This is a genomic window from Glutamicibacter sp. BS14 (assembly GCF_056934375.1).
Window position 1 is genome coordinate 592764 of record NZ_CM167801.1, and the last position, 13909, is coordinate 606672.

Consider the following 13909-nt stretch of genomic DNA (forward strand, 5'->3'; position numbering starts at 1 on the left):
TCTTCCAAAGCTCCGGCCAGATCAAAACATCGATCTGGCCGGAGCTTTTTGAATTCCGGTTAGGCGGGTTGAGCCGTTCCCCGCAGCCCTCGACACCGGCAATGCCCGTTCTCTCACGCCACCCTGAAGACGTGGCAAGATGGCTGGCAATCTCATGGCCTGCCTTCTTGGGCCAGCTGCCCCAGGCATTTGGCGATAACCTCGTCATCAAAGTATCTGTCGCGAGAAACCTTGAACTCGCCATATCCGCCACCCGCCTGGGCTGTCGAACAGAACCGCGCAGATAGCTCATGGATCCTCGCTGCACGCTGGACCAGAGCGGCAGCGAATTGCCGGCAACCCTCGGATGGGGCTTCCGAGCCATGCAAAGGCTGCGCATCACAAATGAAACCGGCGCTTTATGGCGTCTTCACTGGCGCGCGTCGCGGACGCGAAGTGGCGAGAGTGCGCCGGCAGCCCAGTCGCTGATCCAGGTTCGCCCGCCGAGTCGTTGCACACATTAAGTTATCCACCGCCCCCGAACGCAGAAACCCTAGCCGATTGTGGACTACTGGAAGATCCGGCCTTGCTGGCGAATTTAATCCACGGTGACTTAGGGTTTTGTAAATTCACCAGTATCCACAAGGTTATCCACAAAACTGTGGACAAGACGTGGGCAAATGTGTACAAAGGGTGAAAAACCCTGGGAACTGGGCGATTAAGGGTGTTGATAACCTTGGGTCGGTTGGCGTGAGCTTCAATGAATTAAGTTTCTGTCCACAGGTGTGCGAATACAAACAACCAAGTCAACAGATATTAATGATACGTAGAGTGGGGTAATCCACAGAGTTCTCCCCAGACTGTGAACAGGGAACTCCACAGGTAGAGGAGTGTTATCCACATATTCTGTGGATAATGAGGTTTACGCCTGTTAATAACAGCCCTAGTGTTGGGTTCGGGAGAGAAATATCCACAGGCGCCTGACATCCAAATGTCCGTATCGACTGACACGATGAAGCGTTGCCATGAGGCAAGGATAATTTTTCCCAGCGGGTCAATAGGGGATGGAAGTGTCTGCAATGAGTGCTGAGCCGGTTTACGAAGGACGAGATTCCGACGCAGGGCGCAAGCCGCCACAGGATATCGAGGCCGAGATGTCGGTCCTCGGTGGCATGATGCTCTCCAAGGACGCCATTGCTGACGTCGTTGAATCCATTCGCGGCACCGACTTCTACCGTCCCTCCCACGAATCAATTTACGAGGCGATTGTCGACCTCTACGGTCGTGGCGAACCAGCCGATGCGGTCACCGTAGCCGACTTGCTGACCAAGCGCGGCGAGATCTCGCGCATTGGTGGCGCCGCCTACCTTCACAATCTCATCCAGCAGGTTCCAACTGCAGCCAACGCCGGGTACTACGCAGAAATCGTGCGCGAACGCGCCGTGCTGCGCCGATTGGTTGACGCCGGAACGCGTATTGTCCAGATGGGCTACTCTCCAGATGGTGAAGTTGATGCGATCGTCAACGAAGCCCAAGCAGAGGTCTACAAGGTGGCCGAGAACCGCAGCAGTGAAGACTACGTGCGCCTTTCGGACATCATCGAAGACACCGTTGATGAAATCGAGAACGCGGCCAACGCGGGCGATGGCATTACCGGTGTGCCCACCGGATTCTATGAATTCGACGAGCTGACCCAGGGCCTGAAGGGCGGCCAGATGATCATCATCGCCGCCCGTCCTGCGGTGGGCAAGTCAACCTTCGCGCTGGACTTCGCCCGTTCTGCTGCCATCAAGCACAATATGGCCACCGTGTTCTTCTCCTTGGAAATGGGCCGCAATGAAATTGCGATGCGCCTGCTCTCGGCCGAAGCATCCATCCAGCTCCAGGATCTGCGCAAGGGCTCGGTGGAAGACGCGCAGTGGACCAAGATCGCCACGACCATGGGCCGGCTGAACGAAGCCCCGTTGTTCATTGATGATTCGCCGAACATGTCCATGATGGAAATCCGTGCCAAGTGCCGTCGCCTCAAGCAGCGCAACGAGCTGCGCATGATCATCCTGGACTACCTGCAGCTGATGAGCTCGGGCAAGCGCGTGGAATCGCGCCAGCAGGAAGTTTCCGAGTTCTCGCGTAACCTCAAGCTGCTCGCCAAGGAACTCGACGTTCCGTTGATTGCGCTGTCGCAGCTGAACCGTGGTTCCGAGCAGCGTACCGACAAGAAGCCAATGGTTTCGGACCTGCGCGAATCGGGCTCGATTGAGCAGGACGCCGACATGGTGATTTTGCTGCACCGTGATGACGTCTACGACAAGGAAAACCGTCCGGGCGAAGCTGACGTGATTATCGCGAAGCACCGTGCCGGTCCGACCAAGACCATCACCGTGGCCTTCCAGGGCCACTACTCGCGCTTCAACAACATGTCCACCGAGGGTTAGTCCCAGTCAGAACTCATATGGCACCTACTAAGCCAGCGAATTGCTGGCTATAGTGGGTGCCATGTTCGCTTCGATGCAGGCTTTGCTGTGGGGCACTGTGGCCGGCTCGGCCCTGCTGCTGGGATCTGGCGCGGCCTGGTGGCTGAAGATCCCCAAGGTCTGGGTCAGCGCCATCATGGCCTTCGGTGCCGGGGTCCTGGTCAGCGCACTGGCCTTCGAGCTGGTGCTCGAAGCCTATGAAACCGGCGGCCTCGTTGCGACGCTGGGCGGCGTGATCGTGGGCGCTGCCTTGTATTTCGGCGCGAACCGGCTGCTGGCCTGGAGAACCTCAAAGCGGCAGGCGCAGCGCGCAGGAGAGCAGGAGCCATCGGGAACCGCGCTCGCGGTCGGTGCACTCATCGACGGCATTCCCGAGTCCGTGGCCCTTGGACTTTCCGTGGTCGCCACCGCGAGCATTAATCCGGCGATGCTCATCGCCATATTCATCTCCAATGTCCCCGAGGGACTGGCGAGTACCGCACAGATGAAAGCGTCCGGGCGCAAGGGGTCCTCGATCGTTTTGCTCTGGGGATCGATAGCCATTTCCTGCGGCATCGCTGCCTTCCTCGGAGCGCTGCTGCTGGAATCCATGCCCGGTGAAGTGCTGGCCTTCGCCACCGCGGTCGCTGCCGGAGGCATCTTGACGATGATCGCCGACACCATGATCCCGGAAGCCTACAAGGTGGAGCACGACTACACCGGGTTGCTGGTGACCTCGGGCTTCCTGGCGGCCTTCAGCCTGCACGTGATCGGCGGCTAGGGGAAACCTGAGATCATGGATGCATGCCCCTGAACCGCAGCAGCCAATCAGCCGAGCGCGCCGAGTCCACGATCTATGCTCCGCAGTATCTTGCCACCACCCTTGGCATGTTCGTGCTCGTCTTCCTGGTCGCTTTCGAATCCATGGCCGTGACCACGGTAATGCCACTGGTCAGCGAGCTGCTGGAGGGCGAACGCTACTTCGCCCTGGCCTTTGCCGCGCCAATCGCCAGCGGGATGCTGGGGATGGTTGCCGCCGGAGAAGTCACCGACCGGTGGGGGCCCAAGCACCCGCTGTCCATCGCCGTGGCCGTTTTCTGCATTGGGCTGCTGATCTGCGGTTCAGCCGAGAACATGCAGGTCCTGATTGCCGGGCGCATCTTGCAGGGAATTGGCGGTGGCGCGATCACCGTCGCCATCTACGTGCTCATTGCCCGCGCGTATCCTGCGCATCTGCATTCCAAGATCTTCGCCCTGTTCGCTACCGCCTGGGTGGTCCCGGCGATGATCGGCCCCTGGCTGGCCGGCTTGATGGCCGTGCACCTCGGTTGGCGCTGGGTGTTCTCCGGCGTGGCGGTGCTGGTGGTTCTCGCGTTCTGCGGGATCGTGCCGGCGTTGAAGTCGCTGAGCTCCCAGCGCAATCCGGACCTGGGGCCGATTTCCAAGAAGCGGCTGATGCTGGCCGGCCTGACTGGACTGGCTGTCATCTGCATGAACTTGCTCGGCAATGCGCAGGGCAGCTGGTCCCTTCTGGGACTGGTCTTGGCATTGGCGGTAGCCCTTGCAGCAATTCGCCCGTTGCTGCCCAAGGGCACGTTCAGCTTGGCCAAGGGGCTGCCGTCCACCATCATGACCCGCATCTTCGTGGCCGGGGCCTTCTTCGGCGTGGAAGTCTATCTGCCGTACCTGCTGCGCGAGGATTACCAGCTGGGTCCCGACCGGGCGGGCCTGATCCTGACGGCCTCGGCATTGTGCTGGTCGGTGGGTTCATGGCTGCAAGGAAAGCTGGGGGATAAGGTGGAATCCTCCACCTGCATCACCGTGGGTGCGATCGCCGGCAGCGTAGCGATTTCAACCGCATTGGCCACCGCGATCTTCCATCCGCCGGTCCTCGTGCTGGTCTGCGGATGGGCCGTGGGCGGCTTCGGCATGGGGATGATCTTCCCGCGGCAAAACGTGAACATGCTGGCCCTGTCTGCCAAGGATGAACAGGGATTCAACTCATCGGCAATGACCGTGGCCGACTCCCTGGGCAACGCCGGAACCACCGCCATCGGTGGCGTCATCTTCGCGATGGCCGCCACCGGGATGGAGTTCATCTCGGTCTTCAGCTTCAGCCTCTTGCTGATTCTGGTCCTGATCGCGATCTCGCCGCGCACCAAACCTGTTGCGCAGCCAGCAGCCTGACTACGCTGGGATCATGGACACAGAGCTTCCCAAGACGAGCAACCCCGCCGCCAGGGCTTTCGAGCAGGCCGGCATCACCAGTCTCGAGCAGGCGGCGCAGGCCGGCACTGCGGCGCTGCTCGCGCTGCACGGTGTCGGCCCGAAAGCCATCCGCATCCTCCGCGACGAGCTGGCCGCACGCGGCCTCGAGATGAACCCCTGAGATCTCCGGCTTAGCCGCGCGGCAGGATGCCCAGGTGGTCCTTGTCCGGTTCCACGATATGCTGCGCATACTCGGTGTGCTTGGCAACGTAGGCCTTCACATACGGGCAGACCGGAACGATCCTGGCACCGCTGGCGATGGTGTTCTCCAGCGCGAATTTCACCATGTCGCTGGCTAGGCCCTGTCCGCCGTATTCCTCATCCACGGTGGTGTGGAAGAAGATCCGCTCGACGCCTTGGGCCCCATCAAAATCGCGGTAGTGCGCCGCTCCGATGATCTTGCCGTCATCGTCGAGGGCGAAGCGCTGGCGCTCGGGCAGGAATACTGGTTTGATGTCGCTCATTGGGAGTTCCTTATTGGTTAGGCGGGGTTCACGCGCGGGCGCAGGCGAACGGTGGGAAGTGCTGGAGCCGGCAAGGCTGCCGGAGTATTAGGCGGGAAAGGCCCGAAGCGATCCTCGGAGGCATCCCCGGGCTCGGCCCCGATCTCGGCCTGCCATTGCGCGCGGAACGCGAGGACTTCCTCATGGGTGCGGCCTACGAAGTTCCACCACATCAGGATGTCTTCCTTCAGCGGCTCTCCGCCGATGAGCAGCGCTAGAACCGGCTGGTCCCCGGACTTCAGGCGCAGGGTCGTGCATCCCGCACGCACGAACCCGAGATCGCGTGGAGCGAGTTCATGGCCGTTGACTTCAAGATTGCCGGAGTCCAGGAGGATCCCGTGCTCATGGTGCCCGGGGACAACCACTTCGATCTCGGTGTTCGGTTCAAGGCGCAGTTCGGCGCCACCGAGCTCGGTGTGCGTCTTCACCGGGGAGGTGGACGACTTGCCCGACACCCCGTAGGTGCCAAGGAAGACCGACAGCGACCAGCCGGGAGCGGTGAGCGCTTCCGGGCGGTAGTTCTCAAAAGTATGTTCCATATCCCGTGCATGATCCGGCAGCGCGGTCCATAACTGGGCGCCGTGAAGGATGGTGGTGTCTTCGGTGAGGATCTCCGAATGGCTGATTCCGTGCCCGGCGGTCATCAGATTGACCTCGCCGGGTCGCACGGTCGCCTTGAACCCGGCCGAATCCATATGGTTGATCTCTCCGGTGAAGAGCCAAGAGACAGTCTGCAGTCCGGTGTGCGGGTGACGAGGCACGTTCATCCCGCCGGTGACTGCGACATCGTCAGGACCGTAATGGTCCAGGAAACACCAAGCGCCGATCAGGCTGCGCTGCTTTTGCGGCAGTGTCCGGAAGACCGTCATTGCCCGCGGACCGCCCAAGGGCACTTCGCGTGGTTCCAGGATTTCAACCTCTGCCTGGGAACGCACTGCACTGCAGTCGATCTCCTCAGGCCGGTGCTCAAGATTGCTCATATGCCAAGGCTATTCACTGTGGCCCGCTTTGACTACTTGCGCCACCGGATTCGAACGCAACTGGAATTGGCGCTGCGACCCGGGACAGCTTTCGGCCCGGGCACGGTATTCTCGACCGCGGTACGATCAATGCAGTGGTATATGCAGTGGTATTAGGCATCTTTCAAGGAGCTTGCGACAACGTGGACAGTGCTATTCTTCGCGACGAAGATCTTCTCAAGCTGGAAAAGCAGGTGTGCTTCGGCCTGGCCGTAGCCTCGCGCTCGGTGATCTCGGCATACAAGCCCGTGCTGGATCCGCTGGGGCTGACGCATCCCCAGTACCTGGTGATGCTGGCCCTTTGGGACTTGGGGCCGATCAGCGCCCGTGCCCTCAGCGGGCATCTGCACCTGGATCCGGGAACGCTTTCCCCGTTGGTCAAGCGCCTCGAAACTGCCGGTTTGGTGGCAAAGACGAAGAACCCGGACGATGAGCGGGCCGTCATCATTCAGCCCACCGAGAAGGGTGCCGCGCTGCGTGCTGAAGCGGTGGAGGTGCCGCGCGAAATGATGTCCCGGCTTGCCCTGACCGACAAGGATGTGCTGGAGCTGCGCGGCATCCTGGACCGCATTATTGCTGCAGGTTCGAACGCTCCGAAAAGCTAGAACCCCATTTAGTTGGTGCACCAACTAATGACGTATGATTGAAGTGCCAGTACTCGCAAACCCAATGACCGAAGAGGACGACGATCATGGATGAATCACCCCTGCCGATCATTTCCGATACCACCGGACTAAGCGTCGGCTACCGCATATTCTGGCGTCTGAAGTACTTGGGATTGTCCATCTTCGGTCCGGCCGAGCGCCGTGTCCTCGCCAGCCCTCGCGAACGCATCAAATGGGACCGCGCAATGAAGGTCATGCGCGCCCATGAAGCTGCCGGAACCTCGCCGGATGAGCAAACGCTGTACACCGCGAGCCGCATGGAGCCTCGCCGTCCGCAGGGGTAGTTGCCCCTGCGGGTGAACCTGATGGCGGGCCGCGATAATATTGACCTTATGGAATCGATGACTGAACTCGTAGTCGCCCGGCAATTTTCCGCACCGAAGAACGCCGTTTGGGCTGCCTTCGTCGAGCCGGAAATCATCGCCCAGTGGTGGGGTCCCGATGGCTGGCTTGTCGAGGAAGATTCCGTCGTATTCGAAGCCAAGGTCGGCGGCCGGCATGAGCTGAATATGGTGCAGGCTGATAACCCGGATGCCAAGGTGCCGCTCAAGGCGGTCCTGACGTCTTTCGACGAGTACGAATGCCTGGTCAGTGCCGACGGCCCGCACGAAATGACCTTGGACCTCGTGATCGAAACCCGTATCGAATTCAAGGAATTCGCCGGGCAGACGATGCTGACGCTGACCCAAACCCCATTGCCTTATGAGGTTCTCGAATCCAGCACCAAGGCATGGAATTCCGCTTTTGCGAAGCTCGAAGCGCTGCTGGCGGAATTCTTCTAGGCCTTTAGTACGGCAGGGGAAGAACCAGCACAGCAGCTGCGAACGCCTGCCAGTTTCGCGCTCTTGCCGGCGGAGTCAAAGCGCAGCACGTGGCTGAAAGGCGTTTCGCTGCGGCCACTGGCGCAGTTCTGGCAGGTTCTTGCCGTGCAGTGCAACCAGAAGCCCCATGAGGATCTGATGGCGCGGAGCATTGCCGCACGTAGCCGGAGAATCTACTTGCAAGCCAATGCCTCCCTCCCGTTGCCCGCGGCCTAGCCTCGCCCGATGTATGGCATGCCGCCAGCGGTGATGGTGAATTGGTTGATGGACGTACCGATCGGAACCCCGGCGATGTACGCAACGGCTTCAGCGGCTTGGGCCAGCGGGAATGTCGGCTCGACGAGCCGCTGGCCGCCCGGTTGCAAGGCACCCTGGGTGGCACCGAAATCATCGAGCAGGTCACTGGCGGTGTTGCCGATATCGAGCTGCGTGGCCCTGATCCGGTGCTCCCGTCCATCAAGTTCTAGGCATTTGGTCAGGCCGGCGATGCCGTGCTTGGTGACGGTATAGGCAACGGAGTTCACGCGCGGAACCTGCGCTGAAATCGATCCATTGTTGATAATGCGTCCCCCGCCGTTGGCCTTGAAATGGGCAAAGGCCGCGCGGGCCGCGTTGATGGCCCCGGTGAGGTTGACCCGGCAAACCTCATCCCACTGGGCCGGACTCAGCTCATCGATGGCTGCCGAGGGACCGAAAATTCCGGCATTATTAAACAGTGCATTGACCTTGCCGAAACGTTGCGCCGCTTCGGCAAACAGGTGTTCCACAGCCTGCGGATCACTAACATCCGTGGGGACCACCAAGGCGGAACCGTGGCCTTGCGCCGTCTCATGCAGGTTAGCCGCGGTGCGCCCGGCGAGCACCACATTCCATCCCTGCCCCAGCAGCAGGCGGGCGGTGGCGCGGCCTATGCCTGATCCTGCGCCGGTGATGGCAATCGTGCGCGGGGCATGCGGGATTCCAAGTGAGTGGGACATCAATTCTCCTTGCGGAAAGCTCAACAGTATTGGGACGAGGCGCGTGGTCTCATCCTAGGAATTTGCGCCGCCAAACCCCAGTTTTCGGCTGCATGTTGCGAAGCGCCCCCGAGCGCATTTCCCGGATCAGCCTGGAAAGCAACTAACCTTGAAGTGCTCGGTCCCCGCAACCCCGGCCGAACATCTCCTAAGGAGGCTTGTGTTCCTCGACGTGCTCTATGGTGTGCTGCCGCTGTTCTTCGTCATGCTCATCGGCTACGGCGCCAGCCATGCACCCAAATTCCCGGCCAGCGTGGAACCGGCACTGAATGTGTTCGTCTTCTATGTCGCCTTGCCGGCGCTGCTCTACAAGGTGGTAGCCCGCGCGGATATCAGCGAAGGCGTGCCGCTCGCATTCCTGTGGATCAGCATCGTCTCCGCGCTGCTTTTCGCCCTGCTCAGCTGGCTGGCTTTCCGCTATCTGCTGCGCGCAAACCGGGCGCGGGCGCTCGCCGGCATGCTGACCACCAGCTTCGGCAACGTGTCGTACTTGGGAATCCCGATTATCCTCGGCGTCATGGGCACCGAAGCCGGGTTCGCCGCGGGCATGGGGCAACTGGTCCACAACATCATCTTCATGGTCGGATTCCCCATCCTCGCCCAAATTCTCTTGCCCAACGGCAAAGGAGGCCAGCATCCGGCAAGCGCAGCGCGCATCGCCCGGACCATCCGCAATGCCCTGGCTTGCAGCCCGGTCACCTGGGCCATGGTCCTTGGCGGCACGGTAGCAATCCTCGGTGTGCCCGTGCCGCGGCCGGTGGACGACACCGTCGACCTGATATCCGCCGCGGCCGCCCCGGGTGCACTCTTCGTCATCGGAATGTCGCTGAAGCGGACCATTGACCGTTCGCGTGCCAGGAAGCATGCACCGGTTGCTCCGGATGGCTCTGCGGCTGGCGGCAGCTGGGCGAGAACCTCCATCGCGGCCATGGTGCTGGGCAAACTCGTGGCAATGCCATTGCTGACGGTGGCCATGCTGCTTGTTTTCGCCCCGGATCTGGATCGCATCTGGTTCAATGCCGCGGTGCTCATGGCGGCCATGCCGGTCAGCGCAACCGCCTACATCATGGCCCAGAACGACACCGGGGATGGCGAGCCGACCGCGGTGGCCATCGTCATCACCTGCGTTCTGTCGGTCATTGCCTTGCCGGTGCTGGCTCAATTGGTACTGAAGTAGTCCCCGCGCTTTCCTTGACCTTTGCCCCGGTGCGGGGACAGTCTTGTAGCAGCACAGGCTAATCGGCCCGGAGTATCCAGCCCGAGAGATGAGATGCAGGGATTTGATGAAGAAGTTTTCGCTGGCCGCCATCGCCCGAACCCAGCTGAGGGAAGCCGCGGATGCAACCAATGGCCGAGCTGCCAGCACGGTTTTCGGCGGACATGAGCACACCCTGCGCCAAACCGTCATCGGTCTCACGGCCGGCACCGAGCTGCAAGAACATGTGAATCCCGGCGAAGCGACACTGCTGGTCCTCCAGGGCAGGGTCACCGTTTCATCCATGGGCAACCAGTGGGAGGGGCGCAGCCAGGATCTCATTGTGCTTCCCGAGGGGAGGCTGAAAATCAGCGCCACGCAGGATTCCAGCGTGCTGCTGACCGTAGCCAAGATCGATCGCTAGGGGACAGCAAAATGCGGGCCAGTTCACATCCATGAACCGGCCCGCATCTGCAGGGGAGAAGGGCTGATTAGACGCTGACCGCGTCCTTCTCCCGGTCTCCAGTGCCGCTTTCGCCGGCCGCGGCTTCGGCGTCTGCCAAGTCCCCGGCTTCAGCGTCGATGGCGTCGGCGGATGCCGCGGCTTCGTTCGCCTTGGCTTCAAGCGCCCGGCCTTGCAGCGCGGCGAGCTCCTCGGCGGAAACCGGGTGGCTGGAGGTCTGCACCGGCTTGAGCTGGTCGATGACCATGGTCACGGCCAGGCTGGCCAAGGCCCAAATAGCCAGGACCACCAGGTGGGAGCCTAGCCCGACACCGTCGAAGTAGACGATCGCGCGGATGGCTTCAACGGCAGCCGGCATCGGCAGGATGTCGTGCAGGATGGTGAAGATGCGCGGTTCCATGTAGATGGACAGCCCGCCATTGGAGGCTGGGACGCCCAGGAACATCACGATCAGCATGGTCGGGACCAGGCAGACCATGCCCAGCAGGCGGTTGAATACCGTGGTGAGCATGGCCACCGCGAAAATCGCGAGCATGCCGACGCTGAACAGCTGCCCGAAGTGGCCCTCGACTGCCCCGGTGAACGGGACGGCGATCAGGCAGAGCACGGCGGACATGAAGGCCGAGTACACGGCCGCCAGCGGGACCAGTTTCTGCAGCGGGGCCATGTGCGGTGCCGCGGTGGCGCCGACCATGATGACCATGAAGCCTGCCATCACCCAGCCCATGCCCAGGTACATGGCCACGGTGCCCATATTGTCGTGCTCCGGAAGCGGGGCCAGCTCCTGGTGGTCCACGTCCATCTGCTGCGCTTGGCCGATCTGCGTGAACACCTGGACCACCAGCTGCGATGCGGCGTTGCCGGAAGCCTGGGCGGTATAGACGGCAGCTTCCGGGCTCTGCTCCGAAGGCAGCACGAAGGCCCCTGTCAGCTCCTGGGACTCGACCAGGTACCGGGCGTCAGCGGCAGTGTCCATGGCGGTTAACTCGAACATGCCCTCCATGGATTCGTTCAGCGAATCCACGGTCTGCTGGGCCTGCTCCACGGAGGAGCCCACGACGGCTACCGGCATGTCGCGTGGCACCGGGGTCTGCATGGCGCCGAGCATCGAGCTGAGCATGATGGCGATCATGCCGAAGGGCAGCGCGGCCAAGGTGATGTAGCGCCACGCCTTGTTCTTGGGGCGCGGGCCGCCATGCAGGGAAGCGACATTGATCTGGGTGGGGATATCGCTCTTGCCCTTGGCGATGCGCAGGGCATCGAGCAGGGCGACCAGCAGCAGCGCCGCGACGGCACCGCCGGCGAGAATCAGGATATGCCGGGCCGCTCCGTCGCCGTTGAAGTACAGCACCGAGCGCATGGCTTCGCCCAGGGCCGGCATCGGCAGGAACTGGTGCAGGAACGGGAAGATCTTCGGCAGGGTGTAGACCGACATGCCCATATTGGAGGCCGGCTGGCCCAGCACCATGAACAGGAACATTCCGGGGATGACGGCCATGGCGCCGAATATGCGGGTCAGCAGCAGCTGCCCGGCGCCCACGGCGAAGACGCCCAAGGCCAGGGTCGACCACGCGGGCAGGATGCTCGCGGCAGGAATGACGCCCAGGATCGGGCCGCCGACGAGGATGCCCAGCCCGGAGAGCAGGATCGACCATCCGCCCAGCAGCGGCAGCGCGCGGCGGCGCTTGAGCAGTTCCGGGGAGTTCGAGAAGGCCATCGACCAAGGCATGTAGCCGGCAGTGATCATCGCGGTGGCCAGCAGCATGGCGCCCATGCCCATGGAGTCGTTCTCCGGAAGCGGCACCAGATCCTGGGAAGCCAGTTCCAGCGACTGCTCCATGATGACCGGCGTGAGCACGGCCGTGATGGCCGAGGTGGCTGACATGCCGGCGCCGCTGGCGGTGTACAGCGTGGCCGTATCGCCATCGAGGTCCACCGCAGCGGTGACTTCGCGGTCGTAGACCAGCTCGCGGGCTTCGCGGGCCGAGTCCACGATGCGCAGGTCCACGGCCTCAGCATTGCTGTCCTCCAGCGCCCGGGCAAAGTCACCGGCCGCTGCGCTGCTGGTGGCCGAAATGGCCACCGGCATGTTCGCGGCTGACTGGTGGTGCATGGCTCCCAGGTAGCCCCAGATCATCATGCCCACGATCATCAATGGCATGATGAAGACTGCGACAGTCCTGCCGATCTTTTCGGCCTTGGCGCGTTTGGCGGCCGCTTCCTGCTCGGAAAGAGGCTGCTTCTCGTGCTTGGCCCTGCGGGAGGGCGGCGGGTTTTCAGTGACTGCGGCGTCGTTGCTCAACTGCGCATGCTCCTTGGATTCTCGGTCTGCAGCGGGGTGCGAGGCAACCCGCCAAGGTCTTTAGTTGAATACTGACAACTAATTTACGCCACGTGGCGTAAAATTGTCAGCAACTGTGCCGAGGTTCACTTCCTGGACGCCGGGACGAGATGATGCGAGGAAAGGCGGGAATGGTGAGCCGACACGGCGATAAGGCGCGGGAGGTCTTGCTCGATGCGGCAGAAGAGCTCTTCGCGAGCCACGGCATAGACGCCGTATCGAATCGGAAAATTGCCGAGCATGCCGGTACTGCCAACCATTCGGCGATCAAATACCATTTCGGGAGCCGCGAGGACCTGTTGCAGGCCATGCTCCAGCGGGCACTGGGCGACATGCGCAGCTGCCGCAACCGCCTGCCATCCCTTGCTGGCGGACCGGAGGCGAGCCTGCGCGAGGTGGTCACCGTGCGGACCCTTCCCTGGATCTATTCCTTTGACGCGCTGCCGCGGCCCTCCTGGCGGGCGCAATTCCTCTACCAGGCACGGCTGCATCCAGGACTGCCGGCGATTGTGGGCGACAGCCTGCGCAACGAGGTGCTGAGCGTGGCGGGCCCAGGACGTGCTCGCAAGGAATTCGAGGGCATTCCGGAGGTCGTGGTCAGGTCGCGTGCGCTGATTCTCGGTCCGATGTTCCTGGGGCTGTGCGCGCAGTACGAGCGCACGGTCAATGAAGGCAAGCAGCAGGGCAACTGGGAATCGCTGGGCTACTTCCTGGTCGATTCCATGGTCGGCATGCTGGCGGCGCCAAGCACCGCTGCGGCCGACTTCATGGGATTCGGCGAGGACTAGCCGGGCTGGCGCGAGGCGCTGCAGCTGGAACTAAAAAAACGCAGAGGCCAGGTCCCGACGCCTCAGGGGTTGGCCTCTGCGTGGTCTTCAGGGGACGCTTAGCGTCCCGGGTGCTGGCCGAACAGGCGGCTCCACAGCGAGGGAGCCTCGCGGGTGATCCGCGGCTGGCGGGCAATATCCGGATCCAGGTTCTCGATGGGCTGGAACAGTCCGGTGCGTAAGGCGTCGGTGGTGGCAATGAGGCGCTGGCCCTCCGGTGTGCAGTTGATCTTGCTTGGGTTGATAGCGGTCATTGCGACCCTCCTTCACGATTTCGCATTTCCACAATATGGAAATTATCTTCTGTGTTGTGAAACCATTATGTGGGCTAGGTCGGAGCGTTTGCAATAGCTGGGCGC

15 protein-coding genes are annotated in these 13909 nt (G+C 62.0%); 10 read left to right on the forward strand and 5 right to left on the reverse strand.

Annotated features, from left to right (window positions below; genetic code table 11):
* Window positions 1-1058 precede the first annotated feature (1058 nt).
* The 4 genes from dnaB to AC1Z36_RS02885 all read left to right on the forward strand — a co-directional run bounded on the left by dnaB (window position 1059) and on the right by AC1Z36_RS02885 (window position 4821).
* Entirely contained in the window at window positions 1059-2414 is a 1356-nt protein-coding gene (gene dnaB / locus AC1Z36_RS02870; protein ID WP_105656572.1) for a replicative DNA helicase, read from the forward strand.
* A 61-nt stretch (window positions 2415-2475) separates the two neighbouring features.
* Complete coding sequence (locus tag AC1Z36_RS02875; RefSeq protein ID WP_105662220.1) at window positions 2476-3213, forward strand: ZIP family metal transporter; 738 nt, start codon at window positions 2476-2478, stop codon at window positions 3211-3213.
* A gap of 23 nt (window positions 3214-3236) precedes the next feature.
* Window positions 3237-4619 carry an MFS transporter gene (locus AC1Z36_RS02880; protein WP_454091182.1) on the forward strand — a complete coding sequence of 461 codons (1383 nt, stop codon included), beginning with the start codon at window positions 3237-3239 and terminating at the stop codon, window positions 4617-4619.
* Window positions 4620-4632: 13 nt separating this feature from the next.
* Window positions 4633-4821 carry a helix-hairpin-helix domain-containing protein gene (locus AC1Z36_RS02885; RefSeq protein ID WP_448939317.1) on the forward strand — a complete coding sequence of 63 codons (189 nt, stop codon included), beginning with the start codon at window positions 4633-4635 and terminating at the stop codon, window positions 4819-4821.
* A gap of 10 nt (window positions 4822-4831) precedes the next feature.
* Here the strand turns inward: AC1Z36_RS02885 and AC1Z36_RS02890 are convergent, their stop codons facing one another.
* Window positions 4832-5164 carry a GNAT family N-acetyltransferase gene (locus tag AC1Z36_RS02890; protein WP_483561646.1) on the reverse strand — a complete coding sequence of 111 codons (333 nt, stop codon included), beginning with the start codon at window positions 5162-5164 and terminating at the stop codon, window positions 4832-4834.
* 17 nt (window positions 5165-5181) lie between these two features.
* Window positions 5182-6183, reverse strand: coding sequence for a pirin family protein (locus AC1Z36_RS02895; protein ID WP_483561647.1), 1002 nt, complete (start codon window positions 6181-6183; stop codon window positions 5182-5184).
* 182 nt (window positions 6184-6365) lie between these two features.
* On the opposite strand from AC1Z36_RS02895, the gene AC1Z36_RS02900 reads away from it, so the two are divergent.
* From AC1Z36_RS02900 to AC1Z36_RS02910, 3 genes are all read left to right on the forward strand, one after another.
* On the forward strand, window positions 6366-6827 hold the full coding sequence (locus tag AC1Z36_RS02900; RefSeq protein WP_400341822.1) for a MarR family winged helix-turn-helix transcriptional regulator: 462 nt from the start codon (window positions 6366-6368) through the stop codon (window positions 6825-6827).
* 86 nt (window positions 6828-6913) lie between these two features.
* Window positions 6914-7171 carry a hypothetical protein gene (locus tag AC1Z36_RS02905; RefSeq protein ID WP_286134083.1) on the forward strand — a complete coding sequence of 86 codons (258 nt, stop codon included), beginning with the start codon at window positions 6914-6916 and terminating at the stop codon, window positions 7169-7171.
* Between the two features lie 57 nt (window positions 7172-7228).
* Window positions 7229-7669: an SRPBCC family protein gene (locus tag AC1Z36_RS02910; protein WP_181148787.1), complete on the forward strand. Its 441-nt coding sequence runs from the start codon at window positions 7229-7231 to the stop codon at window positions 7667-7669.
* 251 nt (window positions 7670-7920) lie between these two features.
* Here the strand turns inward: AC1Z36_RS02910 and AC1Z36_RS02915 are convergent, their stop codons facing one another.
* Window positions 7921-8685, reverse strand: coding sequence for an SDR family oxidoreductase (locus AC1Z36_RS02915; protein WP_105662226.1), 765 nt, complete (start codon window positions 8683-8685; stop codon window positions 7921-7923).
* A 199-nt stretch (window positions 8686-8884) separates the two neighbouring features.
* Between AC1Z36_RS02915 and AC1Z36_RS02920 the strand changes: the two genes are divergently transcribed.
* Complete coding sequence (locus AC1Z36_RS02920; RefSeq protein ID WP_483561648.1) at window positions 8885-9901, forward strand: AEC family transporter; 1017 nt, start codon at window positions 8885-8887, stop codon at window positions 9899-9901.
* Between the two features lie 106 nt (window positions 9902-10007).
* Window positions 10008-10343, forward strand: a complete 336-nt coding sequence (locus AC1Z36_RS02925; protein WP_133833835.1) for a cupin domain-containing protein — start codon at window positions 10008-10010, stop codon at window positions 10341-10343.
* 67 nt (window positions 10344-10410) lie between these two features.
* Here the strand turns inward: AC1Z36_RS02925 and AC1Z36_RS02930 are convergent, their stop codons facing one another.
* Entirely contained in the window at window positions 10411-12684 is a 2274-nt protein-coding gene (locus AC1Z36_RS02930) for an ABC transporter permease (protein WP_402735418.1), read from the reverse strand.
* Window positions 12685-12854: 170 nt separating this feature from the next.
* On the opposite strand from AC1Z36_RS02930, the gene AC1Z36_RS02935 reads away from it, so the two are divergent.
* A complete protein-coding gene (locus tag AC1Z36_RS02935) occupies window positions 12855-13511 on the forward strand; it encodes a TetR/AcrR family transcriptional regulator (protein ID WP_400341818.1) in 657 nt (218 codons plus the stop codon).
* Window positions 13512-13609: 98 nt separating this feature from the next.
* On the opposite strand, the gene AC1Z36_RS02940 is transcribed toward AC1Z36_RS02935, so the two are convergent.
* Window positions 13610-13804, reverse strand: a complete 195-nt coding sequence (locus AC1Z36_RS02940) for a hypothetical protein (RefSeq protein ID WP_105656560.1) — start codon at window positions 13802-13804, stop codon at window positions 13610-13612.
* Between the last annotated feature and the right edge of the window lie 105 nt (window positions 13805-13909).

Coding starts and splice junctions, on each gene's coding strand:
- dnaB (WP_105656572.1), top strand. CDS start 1,059: ATGAGTGCTGAGCCGGTTTACGAAGGACGAGATTCCGACGCAGGGCGC.
- AC1Z36_RS02875 (WP_105662220.1), top strand. CDS start 2,476: ATGTTCGCTTCGATGCAGGCTTTGCTGTGGGGCACTGTGGCCGGCTCG.
- AC1Z36_RS02880 (WP_454091182.1), top strand. CDS start 3,237: ATGCCCCTGAACCGCAGCAGCCAATCAGCCGAGCGCGCCGAGTCCACG.
- AC1Z36_RS02885 (WP_448939317.1), top strand. CDS start 4,633: ATGGACACAGAGCTTCCCAAGACGAGCAACCCCGCCGCCAGGGCTTTC.
- AC1Z36_RS02890 (WP_483561646.1), bottom strand. CDS start 5,164: ATGAGCGACATCAAACCAGTATTCCTGCCCGAGCGCCAGCGCTTCGCC.
- AC1Z36_RS02895 (WP_483561647.1), bottom strand. CDS start 6,183: ATGAGCAATCTTGAGCACCGGCCTGAGGAGATCGACTGCAGTGCAGTG.
- AC1Z36_RS02905 (WP_286134083.1), top strand. CDS start 6,914: ATGGATGAATCACCCCTGCCGATCATTTCCGATACCACCGGACTAAGC.
- AC1Z36_RS02910 (WP_181148787.1), top strand. CDS start 7,229: ATGACTGAACTCGTAGTCGCCCGGCAATTTTCCGCACCGAAGAACGCC.
- AC1Z36_RS02915 (WP_105662226.1), bottom strand. CDS start 8,685: ATGTCCCACTCACTTGGAATCCCGCATGCCCCGCGCACGATTGCCATC.
- AC1Z36_RS02925 (WP_133833835.1), top strand. CDS start 10,008: ATGAAGAAGTTTTCGCTGGCCGCCATCGCCCGAACCCAGCTGAGGGAA.
- AC1Z36_RS02935 (WP_400341818.1), top strand. CDS start 12,855: ATGGTGAGCCGACACGGCGATAAGGCGCGGGAGGTCTTGCTCGATGCG.
- AC1Z36_RS02940 (WP_105656560.1), bottom strand. CDS start 13,804: ATGACCGCTATCAACCCAAGCAAGATCAACTGCACACCGGAGGGCCAG.